The organism is Curtobacterium sp. MCBD17_034 (genome assembly GCF_003234515.1).
Lineage (GTDB): Bacteria > Actinomycetota > Actinomycetes > Actinomycetales > Microbacteriaceae > Curtobacterium.
On record NZ_QKTN01000002.1, the window covers coordinates 196,450 to 211,182 of the forward strand.

Below are 14,733 nucleotides of genomic sequence, written 5' to 3' on the forward strand. Positions count from 1 at the left end.
GGCGCCGCCGCCTCCTCGAGTGGTGGCGGCGCCCCGCGGCCCTCAGGCGCGGACGAGTCCCCGCTCGTGGGCGGTGATCACGACCTGGATCCGGTTCCGCAACCCGAGCTTGGCCAGGACGGCGCGGACGTGGCTCTTCACGGTGGCCTCGCTGAGGAACACGGTCTCGGCGATCTCCGCGTTGCTCAGGCCCTTGGCGACCAGCAGGAACACCTCGCGCTCCCGCGCGGACAGCGCGTCGAGCACCTCGTCCCGCCGTTCGGTGGCCGGCGGCACCCCGAGGTCCCGCAGCATCGCGAGAGCGTCGAGTTCCGTCGGTGCCGGACGTCCCGCGTGCACGTCCCGGATGGTCCCGAGCACGAGCTCGGGCAGTGCGTCCTTGGTCAGGAAGGCGGCCGCACCCGCCCGGAGTGCGGCGAGCACTGCGGAGTCGTGCCGGATCGTGGTCAGGGCGACCACGCGGGGCAGGTCTCCGTCGTCCTTCCCAGCGAGCTGCGTGAGGGTCGCGATCCCGTCGAGCACCGGCATCCGCAGGTCGAGCAGCATGACATCCGGACGCTGTTCGTCAGCGAGCGCAAGGGCCTCCTCGCCGTTCCCGGCGGTGCCCACACAGGTCATGTCGAGCTGAGCGTCGACGAGCATCTGCATCCCTGAGGCGAACAGCCGTTGGTCGTCGACGACGGCCACCCGGATCACGCTCACGACCCCACCTCGGCCGTTGCGGGGGTCGGGAGCCACGCCGTCACGACGAACGCGTCGTCCTCCCCGGCTCCGGCGCGCAGCCAGCCGCCCGCGGCGCGAGCGCGTTCCTGCATGCCCGGGACGCCCGACCCCGCTCCGTCGAGGACCACGGCGGGCGTGCTGCCCCACGACGCGACGACGAGACCGAGCCCGGGTCCGCGCCAGTCGAGGACGACCCGGACGCGTGCGGACCGCCCCTGGTGCTTCAGGACGTTCGTCAAGCTCTCCTGCACGATCCGGTACAGGGCCGTCGCGCCGTCCGCGGGGAGCGACCGCGCGGTGCCGTGGTGCTCGAGTGACGCGTCCATGCCGAGGTCGCGCATGTCGGCGACGAGGACCGGGATCTCCTCCGGCCCGTCGTCCGCGGCCGGACCGGCCTGCTGGATCCGCTCGACGAGCGAGCGGACGTCCGCGAGGGCCGCCCGACTCACCGCCGCGATGTCGTCGAGCGCCTGCACCGCGACGCCGTCACGAGCGGCGAGTGCGGAGGCGCCCTGCGCCTGCGACACGACGACGGCGAGCGAGTGCGCCAGCGAGTCGTGCACGTCCCGCGCGATCCGCGCGCGTTCCTGCTCGGCGCGGAGCTCGACCACGCTCGCATGACTCCTCACCTCGGCGTCGGCGAGGCGGGTCCGAGCCGCTGCCATCCGCCATGCGCTCCCGACGGCGATCCCGATCCCCCAGCCGATGCCGGACGCGCCGACGAGCGCGAGTGTCAGGGTCACCGCATCCGTGCGGGTACCCGCCTCGGAGCCGACCCAGCGTCCCCACACGTCGGTGTCGGTGGGGCTCGGCACGGCCATGGCCCACGCCGCCGCCGCGCTGGCGACGGCGATCACCGGCAGCGTCAGGTACCGCCGGAGGTCGGACCGCCCGGACCCGACGACGCCCGCGACGATCGCGATGGCGAGGTAGGTGGGCCATGTCGTCGCAGTCGGTCGTGGCAGCAGGCTGACGGCTTGGAGGACCGGGATCACGACGGCGAGACCGAGTGCCGTCCACGGCATCCACGCGGACAGCCCGATCGCGACGGCGAATGCCACGAACACCACCGTCTGGTGCACGTCGTCCGCGCGGCCGGCCTCGGCGATGATCCACAGGGTCAGGAACACAGCTCCCCCGATCGGAGGGGCGAGCGGTCCAGAGCGCCGAGCGAGCGAGAGCATGGGCTGAGCGTAGAGCGCGGCCCGGCGAGCAACCGAGCCATTCTCATCCCTTTCATCCGTGCGGATGAGTGGCGGGCGGACGCATCAAGGGACCTGGCGCCGCCCTCGCGTGGCCGTCAGCGCCTTGGGTCCCCCACCTCACAGGACCGCCCGGACCTCGAGCACCCGGTTGCACGCGGTCGAGGCCGCGTCGGCGAGCGCGAGCGCCTCGTCGAGCCCGCCGACCTCCCACACGCACGGGCCGGCGACGAACGGTTCGGCGGACACGAGGGGGCCCGGCCGCCGCTGGGGGTTCCCATCGCGGCTGTCGACGACTCCTCCGTCGGTCCGTCCCCGACGCCCTCGTCGGGAGGGGGCCACTGTGACGCGGATCAGACCGACGCGGGCTCCTCGCCGACGACCGGACCGAGCGGACCGTACGTGTTCAGCACGTTCCCCTTGCTCGTGACCTCGCTCCGGAGCAGTCGCAGGCGAAGTGGCGGGTCTGTCGGCTCGGAGAGCCGGCGTCCGGCGCCCGCGACGGCGGGGTGGATCATGAGCTGGAGTTCGTCGAGCAGGCCCGCGAACACGCGTTCGACGCGGCGTTCTCGCGTTCGCGGTGACGGGGTCGGTGCGACGCGTCAGCGCGTCCAGGGGTCCTCGGGCCGCGATCCGGCACGGAAACCGAACGACTCCACCATGAGCACGGCCTCGGGGAAGTGCGCGGCGACCGCCTCGGGGACGTGTGCGTCGCTGCCGAAGGTGACCGCTCGGCCGCCTTCCTCGCTCCACCACTGCGGCACCCACGACCAGAGCCGTCGGGTGTTCATCTCGAGGGCCCGACCCGACTCGGCGATGGCGCGCATCGCGGCGCGGAAGCCCTCCTCGAAGCGTCGGGGGTCGAACGGTCCCGCCGTCGCGGTCGGCCAGGCACGCACCGCGTAGTCGATGTGCGTGAACACGGCGAAGGCGTCGGACCCCGCGACCATGCGAGGGACCTCCTCGAGGTACGCCCACATGACCTCGTCCGCGGGTCGGTGGTGGTACAGCGTCGTCGGTTCGGTGCGGTCGTCGCCGAACGGGAGCATGTGCAGCGACCCGTTCACGCGATCGATCGCGCCGGTGTCGAGGACCGTGGCAGCCGCCTCCCCCCAGAGGTGCGGCTGGCCGAACTCGACGCCGGTGAGGATCCGCAGTCCGGGGAACGCGGATCGGCACCGGTCGATCGACTCGAGGTACCCGTCGAGGTCGAACGACGGCAGGTGGACGATGCCGTCGTCGCCGACGAGCGCCCCGGCGTACGGTCCCAAGTCGCCGTCGTCGACGCGCCACGTGTCCTCGAGGTCGAGGTGTTCGGTGAACACGATGGCCGGGAGCCCGACCCGGACCGCCTGCTCGCAGGTGCGCGCCATCCGCCCCGGCGACGTTGGGTCCGATCCGCTGTCCCAGGACCACTCGCTGTGGACGTGCCCGTCCCCGGGGAGCCTCACGGCGCCACCACCGCCTCGAACGGACCGTACGTGGTCAGCACGTTGCCCTTGCTCGTGACCTCGCTCCGGAGCAGCCGCAGGCGGAGCGGGGGGTCGGTGGGTTCGAACAGGCGGCGTCCGGCGCCCGCGACGGCGGGGTGGATCATGAGTTGGAGTTCGTCGAGCAGGCCCGCGAACACGAGCTGACGGACGACCGAGATGCTGCCGCAGACCGCGACGTCCCCGCCGTCCCCCGCGCGGAGCTCGCGGACGACGTCGAGCAGGTCGCCCTCGATGAGGGTGCTGTGCTCCCACGCCAGATCCGGTCCGAGGGTGCGCGAGACGACGAGCTTCTCGATCGGGTTGATGAACCGGGCGAACGGGTCCTCCGGGTGGGCGGGCCACCACGTCGCCCATTCCTCGTAGGACGTCCTGCCGAGGAGCACCGTCGACGTCGCCGCCATGAACCGGCCCATCCCGGCACCGAGTTCGTCGTCGAACGAGTCGTACTGGAACCGGAACGGGTCCTGGACGACGCCGTCCACGGACGTGAAGAGACCACTCGTGACCGTGCGCATGCGGCAGAAGCTAGTGCACGCGGGCACCGCTCGGCCAGCATCGTCCGTTCGTCAGGGAGCCGGCGTGCACACCGGGTCCGGGTCGCCGGCACCCGGGAGGCGGATCGCGGCCGTCGTCGCCGGTCCCGCGGTCGTCGCCGGTCCCCCGGTCATGGCCGGACTCGACGGCCGGCGCTGCCCGAGCCAGACGAGCACGACGGCGCCGACCACCGCGACGGCGCCCGAGAACCAGAAGTCGGTCGCGAGCCCGAACGACGTGACGGCGGCGCCGCCGAGCACGGACCCGCCGGCGATGGCGAGCTGGATGGTCGTGACGAACAACGCCAGACCGCTCTCGGACGAGCCGGGCGACGCGTTCGACATCCAGGTCTGCGTCCCGAGGGGCAGCGCACCCCACACGAAGCCCCAGACCGCGAGCAGGACGAACACCGCGACGACCGATTGTGCCGCGAGCGGCAGCAGGACGACCGAGGCGGCGAGCACGGCCTTCGCGACACCGATGGTGCCGATCACGCTGCGGCTCAGGGTCCACCCCGCGGCGAAGTTCCCGATGATCCCCGCGATGCCGAACACGAGCAGGGCGATCGTGACGGTGTCCGCGTCGACGCGGACCATCTGTTCCAGGTACGGCGACACGTACGTGTAGGCGGCGAACTGGGCGACGAACAGGAACACCGCGGCGATGAGACCGACGCGAGCGCGCGGGATCCGGAGCAGCCCGCCGAGCGTCGCGAACCGGACGGCCTGGGTCGCCGGGATCCGCGGCAACATCGCGACCTGGAGGCCCAGCGCCACCACACCGAGGCCGCCGCCGATGACGAACGCGAGCCGCCAGCTGGCGAGCGACGAGACGAACGCACCGAGCGGCAGGCTCACGACCGTCGCGACCGAGATGCCGGCGGTGATGAACGAGGTCGCGCGGATCACGGCGGACGGCGCCACGAGCCTCCCGGCGATCCCGGCACCGATCGACCAGAACCCGCCGATCCCGACGCCCAGGAGCATCCGCGCCACGAGCAGCACCCAGAACGACGGCGCGACCGCGGCGAGCGCGTCGGCCACGACCAGGAGGGCCGTGAGGGCGACGAGGACGACGCGACGGTCCACGCGGGAGGTGGCGACGGTGACCACCGGTGCGGCGACGGCGCCGGTGAGTCCGGTGGCGACGACCATGAGTCCTGCGGTGCCGATGTCGACGTGCAGCCCGCGGGCGATGGCGGGCAGGAGTCCGATGGGCAGGAACTCCGAGAGCACGAGCACGAACGAGCCGAGTGCCACCGAGAGCACACTGAGCCAGCCGCGGCGTTCCGTCGACGATGTCATGGAGTGCTCAAGAGCGCTGGTGCCGTCGTCCATTCCCGTGTGACGGACGGACCCGCGCGTCGACGCCGTACCGCAGCGCTACCGGGGAGTGGGCGCGGTGGGTGTGCTCCATGGCAGACGGGCGAACACGGGCATGAGCGGGCCGACCATCGGTCCGATGGCGAACGCCGCGACGACGGTCCCGACGCCGACGTCGCCGCCGAGGAGCCACCCGACCACGACGACGGTCAACTCGATCGCGGTCCGTGCCAGCCAGACCGGCCAGCCGAGCCGCTCGTGGAGTCCGACCATGAGGCCGTCCCGCGCGCCCGCTCCGAACCGGGCCCCGATGTAGCAGGCCGTGGCGACGGCGAGCAGGACGAGCCCGAGCGCGAACAGCCCGATGCGTCCCGGCAGCCCGGCGGGGGTGTGGACGACGGCGAGGACGAGGTCGGCGGCCGGGCCGATGGTGAGCGCGTTGAGGACCGTGCCGATGCCGGGCCGCTGGCGCAGCGGGATCCAGAACAGCAGGATGACGCCGCTCGACACCAGGGTCACGGTGCCGAACGACCACGGCACGATCCGCTCGAGCCCCTCGGTGAGCACGCTCCACGACGCGACGCCGATGACCGCGCGGACCATGAGCGCCGTCGCGGCCCCGTAGAGGAACAGACCGACGAGGAGCTGGACGACACGGAGCACGAGCGCGGGGCGGCGGGACACACGAGCACCCAACCGCGGATTGGACTGGTCGTCGAGAGCCAATCCTCCTACGCTGGCCACCGTGATCCCCCTCGTGCTCTCGGCCCGGGCCGCCGCCGCCCTGCTCACGCACTGGCGCGACGGCTCGTCCGGGCCCGCCTACAGCGCACTCGCCGACGCCGTCCGCGTGCTCGCGATCGACGGGCGGGTCGCGGTCGGGACGCGCCTCCCCGCCGAACGGCAGCTCGCCGACGCGCTCGGCGTCAGCCGGACGACGGTCGCCAGCGCCTACGCCCTGCTCCGGGACGACGGGTTCCTCCGCAGCACCCGCGGGTCGGGGAGTGTGCTGCGGCTCCCGTCCGCGGTCGCCGGGCGGCCCGACCCGGACCACCTCGCCGCGCCGGTGGACGGCGACCTGCTCGACCTGCGGAAGGCAGCGCTCCACGCAGCCCCGGGTGTCGCCGAGGCGGCGGTGCGGGCGGTGCAGGGCCTCCCGGCCGCACTCGTGGGCACCGGGTACGACACCGTCGGCGACCCGGGGCTCCGGGCGGCGATCGCCGACCGCTACACGACGCGGGGCCTGCCGACGACGGCGGACCAGGTGCTCGTCACCCTCGGCGCGCAGCACGCGATCGCGCTCCTGGCGCGCGTCCTCGTGCGCCGCGGCACGGAGGTCCTCATCGAGTCCCCCACGTACCCGCACGCCCACGAGGCGTTCCGCGCGGCCGGGGCACGGTTGGTGGCCGTGCCCGTGGACGCGCACGACGGCTGGGACGGTGACGCGCTCGTCAGCGCGCTGCGGCGGAGCGCGCCAGCGGTCGCGTACCTCATGCCCGACCTGCACAACCCGACCGCGGCGACCATGCCGTCCGCACTCCGGGAGGCCGTGCTCGCGGCGGCCGCGGACGCCGGCACCGTCGTCATCGCCGACGAGACCATGGCGGAGCTCCGGATCGACGGCGACGTGGTGCCGCCGTTCGCGACGGCCGGTCCAGCGGTCCTCATCGGATCGGCCGGCAAGGTCTTCTGGGGTGGTCTGCGGGTCGGCTGGATCCGGGCGGACCCCGCGCTCCTGCAGCGCCTCGTGCTCGCCCGGCCGACGGGCGACCTCGGCACGCCCGCGATCGAACAGCTCATCGTCCGCGAGCTCGTCCCGGACACGGCGGCCGCCCTGGAGGCCCGGCGCACCTTCCTCCGCGCCGCCCGCGACACCGTCGTGGCCGGGTTGCGGGACCGGGTGCCGGAGTGGGAGGTCCCGGCACCGGCCGGCGGGTTGTCCACCTGGGTGCGCCTCGGCCGCCCGGTCTCGAGCGCGCTCGTCCTCGCCGCCCGCGCCGAGGGCCTCGTCCTCACCTCGGGTGGTGCGTTCGGGCCGCACGGGGGCTTCGAGGGGTTCCTCCGCGTCCCCTACGCGGTGCCGGCGGACGCGCAGGTGCGGCTCGTCGAGGCCCTGGGCCGCGCGTGGACGCGGCTCGACTCCGCGGTCCGGGCCCCTGGTCGGCCGATCGCGGCCGTCGTGTGACCGGGTCCCGGCCGGGGGCTACTTGCTGTCGGGATCGAGGTTGATCGTCGTGTCCTCGTAGAGGTACTGCTGGTCGCCGAACACCTGCAGGCCCGCGTTGAGCCAGATGAGGTCCTGCACCGAGATCCCGAACCGCGACGCCACCATGGCCGTCGTGTCGCCGTGGGCCACCCGGTACCGCTTCGGGGCACCGCTGGCCGTCGTCGCGGTGACGGTGCCGGAGGCGTATGGGCGTGCCCCGCCGTCGACCGGGTGGACGTTCGACTGCCGTACGGGGATCGACCAGTGCACGGTGTCCACGGCGAGGACCTTGTCGGGGCCGAGTTCCTGCGGCACGTCGGCCTCGGCCGCCGCCGACGAGTAGGTCACGAGCGTCCCGAGGTACGCCGGCTGCCCGATGTCGCCGAGGGACGCGGACGACGCGGGTGCCGGTGTGGTCGTCGGACCCCCGAGCTGGTGGTCCGCGACCCCGTGGTAGGTCAGGCCGTCCCCCACCTCCGGCGGGACGTCGAGCAGCGTGACGGAGATCGGCACCGGCACGGTCGAGGTGAACCCGGAGTACTCGGCGGAGTACGTGTCGTCGCCGTTCGCGACCATCCGGTAGTGGAAGTGGATGCTGCCCTTCGGCGACGCGACGTCCCCCTGGGCGACGACGGTGCCCTGCGGGACGGACGTGAGCGTCGGACTCGGGCTCGGCGCCGCCTCGGGTCCGGCAGTCGCGGGGCGCGGCGTCGCGGACCCGGGGATGACGCCGGCGCTCGGGGCGGTCGGCGTGGGTGTGGGCGTGGCGGACACGGTCGCCGTGCGGTGGTGCGTCGGACGGTGCGACGTCGTGACGGACGGGCCCGGGTCGGTCGTGCCGCCGAGCATCGAACACCCGGTCAACAGGCCCGCCGTCGCCACCGCGACCACGACACCGATCACGCGCACCGTCGGCGTCCCGCTCTGCTCCGCGCCGACTCCGTCGCGGTCCCCCCACCTGGACATGATGCCTCCTCAGGGAATCCTAGCCGCCGCTCGGGTGGCGACCGAGCGCGTCGACCGAGCACGGGCCGGGATCGGCGGAACACGACGGGTCCCCCCGGTGCGCTCGGAGCCTGCCAGTCTGGATCCGTGACGGAACTCCTGGTGCTCATCGTGTCCGCGCTCGTGCTCATCGCCGCGGCCGCGGTGGTCGGCCCGCGCATCGGGATCGCCGCGCCGCTCGTGCTCGTCGCGATCGGCGTCGGTGCGAGCTTCCTGCCGTGGTTCGCCTCCGTCCACATCGAGCCGGCGTGGGTGCTCGAGGGCCTCCTCCCCCCACTGCTGTACGCGTCGGCGGTGTCGATGCCGGCCATGAACTTCCGGCGCGAGTTCGGGGCGATCAGCGGGCTGTCCGTCCTGCTCGTCGTCGGCAGCGCACTCGTGCTCGGCCTGTTCTTCATGCTCGTCCTGCCCGGCCTCGGGTTCGCCTGGGGCGTCGCGCTCGGCGCGATCGTGAGTCCGACCGACGCCGTGGCCACGTCGATCATCAAGCGGACGTCGGTGTCCAAGCGCGTCGTGGCGATGCTCGACGGCGAGAGCCTGCTCAACGACGCGACGGCGCTCGTGCTCCTCCGCACCGCGATCGTCGCGACGGCCGCGTCCTTCTCGTTCTGGGGCGCGGTCGGGACGTTCGCGTACTCGGTCGTCGTGGCGCTGCTGATCGGGTGGCTGGTGGGCTGGCTGGACCTCGTGGTGCGCAAGCGCGTGACCGACCCCACGGTGAACACGGTGATCTCGTTCGCGGTGCCGTTCGCGGCGGCGGTCCCGGCGGAGGCCCTCGGCGCGTCCGGACTCGTGGCCGCCGTCGTCGCGGGCCTCATCACGGGCGTCTTCGCGCCGCGGGACCTGTCGCCGCAGCACCGGTTGTCGGACTCGCAGAACTGGCGGACGGTGGAGCTCGTGCTCGAGGGCATCGTGTTCCTGACCATGGGCCTGCAGATCACGTCGATCGTCGGGGCCGTGCACCACGACCACGCCGGTGTCGGGATCGCCGTCCTGGTCGCCGTCGGCGCGTTCGTGCTCACGGTGATGGTCCGGGCCGCGTACGTCGCGCCGCTGCTCCGGGTCCTCCGTGCCCGGGCGGGCCGCGGAGTCCGGCTGGAGGACCGACTGCAGGGCGTGCAGGCGAAGCTCGACACACCCGAGGGCCAACGGCAGGCGTTCGTCGAGGTGAACGCGCGGCAGCGCGGTCCGGGCTCCGGTGGCCGCCCGCGGTCCGCGCGGGACCTCGAGCGGTTCGCCCGACGCGTGACGCAGGTGCTCGCCGACATCGCGTACTTCCGGCGAGAGCCGCTCGGATGGCGCGAGGGCACCGCGGTCGTCTGGGCGGGCATGCGCGGTGCCGTCACGGTCGCTGCCGCCCAGAGCCTCCCGCACGACACGCCACAGCGCTCGGCTCTCGTGCTCATCGCGTTCGCGGTCGCGGCCCTGTCGCTCCTCGTCCAGGGCGGCACGATCGGGCCCCTGCTGCGGCGGATCACGCCACCACGGGACACCGCGGCGCTCGAACAGCAGACGGACGCCGAACGCACGCGGCTCTTCGAGCTCATGCGGTCGAGCGGCGAGTCCGTGCCCGAGCCGCCGCAGCTCGGGGGCGACCCGACCCAGGAGCAGTTCGGCATCGCCAAGGAGCACCGCCTCGCCGTCATCGCGGCGCAACGGTCCGCGCTGCTGGACGCCCGCGACAACGGCACGTTCGACGCCGACGTCCTGGAGGACGCGCTCGCCAACCTCGACGCCACCCAGATCGCCATCGAGCTGCGCGGCACGGCCGCCACCTGACACGCCGGGCACGACCACCGGAACGCGACCGTGCCGAACGACGTGCACCCGATCGCAGGGGACGGTCGCACGGCAGCGGCCACCGAGTACCCAGCGGCTAGCATCCCGACCATGGACGACGAGACCACCCCGCGAACGGACGCCGACGAGGACGAGTCGCGGATCTCCGGGTGGCTCCAGCGGCACGCGGACCTCGTCTGGTACGCGCTCGGCGTCGTGTTCGTCGTCGACGGGATCAGCGCGCTGGTCAACCTGGTGCGCGGCGTGCCCGGCCCGGATGATTCGAATGTCATCAGCACGTTCGGCGGCTTCATCGCCGGCATCGCGGCGCTCGTCGTCGGCCTGCGCACGGCGCGGGACCACCGCGAGCACCCGGACGACGAGTAGGTCGGCGACGCCGCGAGCGCGTGTCGCAGCCCGCGCGGAGTCACCGGCGGCGACGATCATGCGGTGGACTCCATGCAGGTCGGCGCGCACCGCGGCCGCTCCCGTGCTCGCCTCATCGCGATGGTCGTCGTCGGCGTGGCCGCCGGCGTCGTCGCCTTCGTCGTGCACGCCGGGCTCGCGGCCTGGGCGATCGGCTGGACGGCCGCCTGCCTGACCTACCTCGTGCGGGTCTGGACCGCCGTCCACGGCCTCGACGGCGTCGCCACCCGCGTCCACGCGCTCCGCGAGGACCCGACGCGCCGCGTGAGCCACGTCCTCCTCGTGCTCGCAGCGGTCGGGAGCCTGTTCATCGTCGGCATGACGCTCATCGGGTCGAAGGAGAGCGGCGGGCTCCGAGCGGACCTCCTGGCGGCCCTCGCCGTGCTCAGTGTCGCCCTGTCGTGGATCCTCATCCACACGCTGTTCATGCTGCGGTACGCCGTGCAGTACTACGGCGGCGACGCCGAGGGCGGCATCGACTTCAACCAGCGGACGCCGCCCGCGTACGGCGACTTCGCGTACTTCGCCTTCAACCTCGGGATGACGTTCCAGGTCAGCGACACGGCCGTCACGTCCACGGCGATCCGTCGCGTCGTGCTCCGCCACTGCCTGCTGGCGTACGTGTTCGGATCGGTCATCCTCGCGACGCTCGTCAACCTCGTCGCCGGACTCGGCTGACGCCGGACGGGAGGCGCGGGCCCGCGATCCGCCACGCGGGACACCCTCGACCGGATACCGTTCCTGTATGAGCACCGACACGGACACGCCGACCGCCGCCGACACCGACGGGGCTTCGCCGACGTTCGCCGACCTCGGGTTGAGCGAGCCGGTCCTCAAGGCCGTGCGCGACATCGGGTACGAGGTGCCGTCCGCGATCCAGGCCGCCACGATCCCCACGCTCCTCGAGGGGCGCGACGTCGTCGGCCTCGCACAGACGGGCACGGGCAAGACCGCTGCGTTCGCGCTGCCGATCCTGTCGCGGCTCGCGTCCTCGCAGAAACTGCCGCAGGCCCTCGTGCTCTCCCCCACCCGTGAACTCGCACTCCAGGTGTGCGAGGCGTTCGAGCAGTACGCCGCGCACATGCGCGGTGTGCACGTCCTGCCGGTGTACGGCGGGCAGGCGTACGGCGTCCAGCTGTCGGCGCTCCGCCGCGGTGTCGACGTCGTCGTCGGCACGCCGGGGCGCATCATGGACCACATCGCCAAGGGCACCCTCGACCTGTCCGAGCTCAAGTACCTCGTGCTCGACGAGGCCGACGAGATGCTCAAGATGGGGTTCGCGGAGGACGTCGAGACGATCCTCGCCGAGACGCCGGACGACAAGCAGGTCGCGTTGTTCTCGGCGACCATGCCGGCGCAGATCCGTCGGATCTCGAAGCAGTACCTGGACGACCCGGCCGAGATCACCGTCAAGCAGAAGACGACGACCTCGGCGAACACGACCCAGCGCTACCTGCTCGTGTCCTACCCGCAGAAGGTCGACGCCCTGACCCGCATCCTCGAGGTCGAGAACTTCGAGGGGATGATCGTGTTCGTCCGCACGAAGAGCGAGACCGAGACGCTCGCCGAGAAGCTCCGGGCCCGGGGGTACGCCGCCGCCGCCATCAGCGGGGACGTCGCACAGGCGCAGCGCGAGCGCACGGTCAACCAGCTCAAGTCCGGCAAGCTCGACATCCTCGTCGCCACCGACGTCGCGGCACGGGGCCTGGACGTCGACCGCATCACGCACGTCGTGAACTACGACATCCCGATCGACACCGAGTCCTACGTGCACCGCATCGGACGCACCGGCCGCGCCGGCCGGAGTGGTGCGGCCATCAGCTTCGTCACGCCCCGTGAGCGCCGCCTGCTCGGCGCCATCGAGAAGGCGACGCGTCAGCCGCTCACGCAGATGCAGCTGCCCACGGTCGAGGACGTCAACGTCACGCGTCTGGCACGGTTCGACGACGCGATCACCGCGGCGCTCGAGCAGCAGGACCGGATCTCGGCGTTCCGCGACATCATCGGGCACTACGTCGAGCACCACGACGTGCCCGAGGCAGACGTCGCGGCGGCCCTCGCCGTCGTCGCCCAGGGTGAGGAGCCGCTGCTGCTCGACCCGCAGGAGGAGCGGCAGCGCCGCGCCACCGAGGACCGCGGACCGCGCGTGTACGACCGCGACGACCAGACCGGCGGACGCGGCGAACGGCCCGAGCGGCGGGCCCGGTCGACGCAGCCGATGGCGCCCTACCGGATCGAGGTCGGTCGTCGGCAGCGCGTCGAGCCGCGCCAGATCGTGGGCGCGCTCGCGAACGAGGGTGGCCTCGGCCGCGACGACTTCGGTCAGATCCAGATCCGTCCGGACTTCTCGATCGTCGAGCTCCCGGCGGACCTGTCCGAGGACGTCCTCGACCGCCTGCGGGACACCCGGATCAGCGGCAAGCTCATCGAGATCCGCCCGGACCGTCGTGGCGGTCCGCGCCGCGACCGCGACGACCGAGGCGGGCGCGACGACCGCGACGACCGGCCGCCGCGCAAGCCCCGGTACCGCTGAGCGGGAGCGTCAGGAGCGCTCGGGCTCGATCGACGCGCCGAGTTCGGTCCACAGGTGCGCGATCGAGGCCGCGCCGGCGACGAGCATCTCGAGGTCGATGCTCTCGTCGCTCGAGTGCCAGTGGTCCTCGGGGAGCCCCGTGCCCACGAACAGCACCGGGACGTCGAGCTCGCGTCCGAGCAGCTCGGCGGGCCCGCCGCCCGCGTTGCCCATGCGGCCGGCGGTGGGGGTCCCGTGTCCGCGCGCCATGGCTCGGTCGAGGGCGTCGAGCGCGGGCCCGGACGGTGTGACGTACGGGTCCTGCCCCGACTCCTCCGGGATGGTCAGTTCGTAGACCACGGTGTCCGGGATGTGCTCGTCGAAGAACGCGCGCACCTGCTCCGCGACGCTGTGCACGTGCTGCCCCGGGACGGTGCGGATGCTGAGTTCGGCGGTGGCATGGGACGGGATGACCGCACGCGAGACGCCGGTCGGGTCGCCCGCGAGGACCGAGAGGATCTCGAGTGACGGCCGTGCCCACAGACGCTCCTCGACCGTGAACCCGCGCTCGCCCGTGACGCTCCGCGTCTCGGTGCGCTCGAGCCAGACGTCGGTGTCGAAGGACAGGTCCTCGAGCTCGCGCCGCCGCTCGTCGGTCAGCTCCTCGACGTCGTCGTAGAAGCCGGGCAGGGCGATGCGGCCGTCGTCGTCGTGCAGCCGGCCGAGGACGTCGACGAGCACGTGGACGGGGTTCGGCGTCGGTCCGGACGCCGCTCCGCTGTGGACGTCGCGCTCCGGCCCGGTGATGGTCAGCGTGGCCCCGGTCATGCCGCGCATCGAGGTGACGACGGCGGGGTTGCCCTGCTTCCACTGCAGCGTGTCGGAGAACACGACGACGTCGCAGGCGAACCGGTCCCGGTGGGTCTCGATGAGGTCCGCGAAGTGCGTCGAGCCGAGCTCCTCCTCGCCCTCGACGATCACCCGGAAGTTGACCGCCGGCAACCCGCCCGGTCGGGTCGCCAGGTGCGCCCGCAGTCCCCACAGGTGCGCGATCATCTGGCCCTTCGCGTCCGACGCACCGCGGCCGTAGAGCCGGCCGTCGCGGAACACGGGCGCGAACGGCGCGGTCTCCTTCCACTCCTCGGGCTTCGCGTCCCGCACGTCGTGGTGGCTGTACACGAGCACGGTCGGCAGCGCGGGATCGACCTGCCACTCGGCGTACACCGCCACGGACGGCCCGGCCCGCAGGAGCTCGGTCGTGAACCCGATCGCCCGGAGTTCGCCGGCGAGCCAGTGCGCGGACCGCTCGACGTCGATGGCCCGCTCCGGGAGCGCGCCGACGGACGGGATCGCCACCCACGCACTCAACTCGTCGACGACACGCTGCCGGTGCTCGGCGAGGAACCGGACGACCTCGGTCGCGTCGGTGTCCGTGATCGCGATGTCGGTCGACGCGGTGTCGGTCGTGTCGTTCGTGGCGCTCATCCTGGTCCGTTCCTCGAGGCGATTGCCGTGACGGTACGGACCGCCA

General features: G+C 72.8%; 15 protein-coding genes. 5 read left to right on the plus strand and 10 right to left on the minus strand.

The window, feature by feature from the left end:
• Positions 1-42: 42 nt before the first annotated feature.
• From DEI92_RS04680 to DEI92_RS04710, 8 genes are all read right to left on the minus strand, one after another.
• A complete protein-coding gene (locus DEI92_RS04680; protein WP_309147129.1) occupies positions 43-702 on the minus strand; it encodes a response regulator transcription factor in 660 nt (219 codons plus the stop codon).
• Positions 699-1,907 (minus strand): sensor histidine kinase, encoded by a 1,209-nt coding sequence (locus tag DEI92_RS04685; protein WP_111012548.1) that lies wholly within the window; start codon positions 1,905-1,907, stop codon positions 699-701. Before DEI92_RS04685 ends, DEI92_RS04680 begins: the two co-directional genes overlap by 4 nt.
• Before the next feature lie 138 nt (positions 1,908-2,045).
• Positions 2,046-2,174: a hypothetical protein gene (locus tag DEI92_RS16805; protein WP_258370066.1), complete on the minus strand. Its 129-nt coding sequence runs from the start codon at positions 2,172-2,174 to the stop codon at positions 2,046-2,048.
• 104 nt (positions 2,175-2,278) lie between these two features.
• Positions 2,279-2,476 carry a dihydrofolate reductase family protein gene (locus DEI92_RS04690; RefSeq protein WP_258370067.1) on the minus strand — a complete coding sequence of 66 codons (198 nt, stop codon included), beginning with the start codon at positions 2,474-2,476 and terminating at the stop codon, positions 2,279-2,281.
• Between the two features lie 51 nt (positions 2,477-2,527).
• Positions 2,528-3,376, minus strand: coding sequence for a PHP domain-containing protein (locus DEI92_RS04695; RefSeq protein WP_111012549.1), 849 nt, complete (start codon positions 3,374-3,376; stop codon positions 2,528-2,530).
• The gene (locus DEI92_RS04700) at positions 3,373-3,933 is read right to left on the minus strand and encodes a dihydrofolate reductase family protein (protein WP_111012550.1); all 561 of its coding nucleotides are present in this window, start codon (positions 3,931-3,933) and stop codon (positions 3,373-3,375) included. Before DEI92_RS04700 ends, DEI92_RS04695 begins: the two co-directional genes overlap by 4 nt.
• A 51-nt stretch (positions 3,934-3,984) precedes the next feature.
• Entirely contained in the window at positions 3,985-5,256 is a 1,272-nt protein-coding gene (locus DEI92_RS04705; RefSeq protein WP_111012551.1) for an MFS transporter, read from the minus strand.
• 78 nt (positions 5,257-5,334) lie between these two features.
• Positions 5,335-5,958 (minus strand): YitT family protein, encoded by a 624-nt coding sequence (locus tag DEI92_RS04710; protein WP_111008730.1) that lies wholly within the window; start codon positions 5,956-5,958, stop codon positions 5,335-5,337.
• A 61-nt stretch (positions 5,959-6,019) separates the two neighbouring features.
• On the opposite strand from DEI92_RS04710, the gene DEI92_RS04715 reads away from it, so the two are divergent.
• Positions 6,020-7,459, plus strand: a complete 1,440-nt coding sequence (locus DEI92_RS04715) for a PLP-dependent aminotransferase family protein (protein ID WP_258370068.1) — start codon at positions 6,020-6,022, stop codon at positions 7,457-7,459.
• Positions 7,460-7,477: 18 nt separating this feature from the next.
• Here the strand turns inward: DEI92_RS04715 and DEI92_RS04720 are convergent, their stop codons facing one another.
• Positions 7,478-8,446 carry a LysM domain-containing protein gene (locus DEI92_RS04720; protein WP_258370069.1) on the minus strand — a complete coding sequence of 323 codons (969 nt, stop codon included), beginning with the start codon at positions 8,444-8,446 and terminating at the stop codon, positions 7,478-7,480.
• A gap of 126 nt (positions 8,447-8,572) precedes the next feature.
• Between DEI92_RS04720 and DEI92_RS04725 the strand changes: the two genes are divergently transcribed.
• The 4 genes from DEI92_RS04725 to DEI92_RS04740 all read left to right on the plus strand — a co-directional run bounded on the left by DEI92_RS04725 (position 8,573) and on the right by DEI92_RS04740 (position 13,223).
• Complete coding sequence (locus DEI92_RS04725) at positions 8,573-10,264, plus strand: sodium:proton antiporter (RefSeq protein ID WP_111012552.1); 1,692 nt, start codon at positions 8,573-8,575, stop codon at positions 10,262-10,264.
• 111 nt (positions 10,265-10,375) lie between these two features.
• Complete coding sequence (locus DEI92_RS04730) at positions 10,376-10,651, plus strand: hypothetical protein (protein WP_146249098.1); 276 nt, start codon at positions 10,376-10,378, stop codon at positions 10,649-10,651.
• 72 nt (positions 10,652-10,723) lie between these two features.
• Positions 10,724-11,368 (plus strand): DUF1345 domain-containing protein, encoded by a 645-nt coding sequence (locus tag DEI92_RS04735; protein ID WP_111008948.1) that lies wholly within the window; start codon positions 10,724-10,726, stop codon positions 11,366-11,368.
• A 67-nt stretch (positions 11,369-11,435) separates the two neighbouring features.
• Positions 11,436-13,223 (plus strand): DEAD/DEAH box helicase, encoded by a 1,788-nt coding sequence (locus DEI92_RS04740; RefSeq protein WP_111008727.1) that lies wholly within the window; start codon positions 11,436-11,438, stop codon positions 13,221-13,223.
• Between the two features lie 9 nt (positions 13,224-13,232).
• Here DEI92_RS04740 and DEI92_RS04745 read toward each other — a convergent pair whose 3' ends face one another.
• On the minus strand, positions 13,233-14,687 hold the full coding sequence (locus tag DEI92_RS04745; RefSeq protein WP_111012554.1) for a M20/M25/M40 family metallo-hydrolase: 1,455 nt from the start codon (positions 14,685-14,687) through the stop codon (positions 13,233-13,235).
• Between the last annotated feature and the right edge of the window lie 46 nt (positions 14,688-14,733).

Coding starts and splice junctions, on each gene's coding strand:
- DEI92_RS04700 (WP_111012550.1), bottom strand. CDS start 3,933: ATGCGCACGGTCACGAGTGGTCTCTTCACGTCCGTGGACGGCGTCGTC.
- DEI92_RS04745 (WP_111012554.1), bottom strand. CDS start 14,687: ATGAGCGCCACGAACGACACGACCGACACCGCGTCGACCGACATCGCG.
- DEI92_RS04685 (WP_111012548.1), bottom strand. CDS start 1,907: ATGCTCTCGCTCGCTCGGCGCTCTGGACCGCTCGCCCCTCCGATCGGG.
- DEI92_RS04740 (WP_111008727.1), top strand. CDS start 11,436: ATGAGCACCGACACGGACACGCCGACCGCCGCCGACACCGACGGGGCT.
- DEI92_RS04720 (WP_258370069.1), bottom strand. CDS start 8,446: ATGTCCAGGTGGGGGGACCGCGACGGAGTCGGCGCGGAGCAGAGCGGG.
- DEI92_RS04730 (WP_146249098.1), top strand. CDS start 10,376: ATGGACGACGAGACCACCCCGCGAACGGACGCCGACGAGGACGAGTCG.
- DEI92_RS04705 (WP_111012551.1), bottom strand. CDS start 5,256: ATGACATCGTCGACGGAACGCCGCGGCTGGCTCAGTGTGCTCTCGGTG.
- DEI92_RS04735 (WP_111008948.1), top strand. CDS start 10,724: ATGCAGGTCGGCGCGCACCGCGGCCGCTCCCGTGCTCGCCTCATCGCG.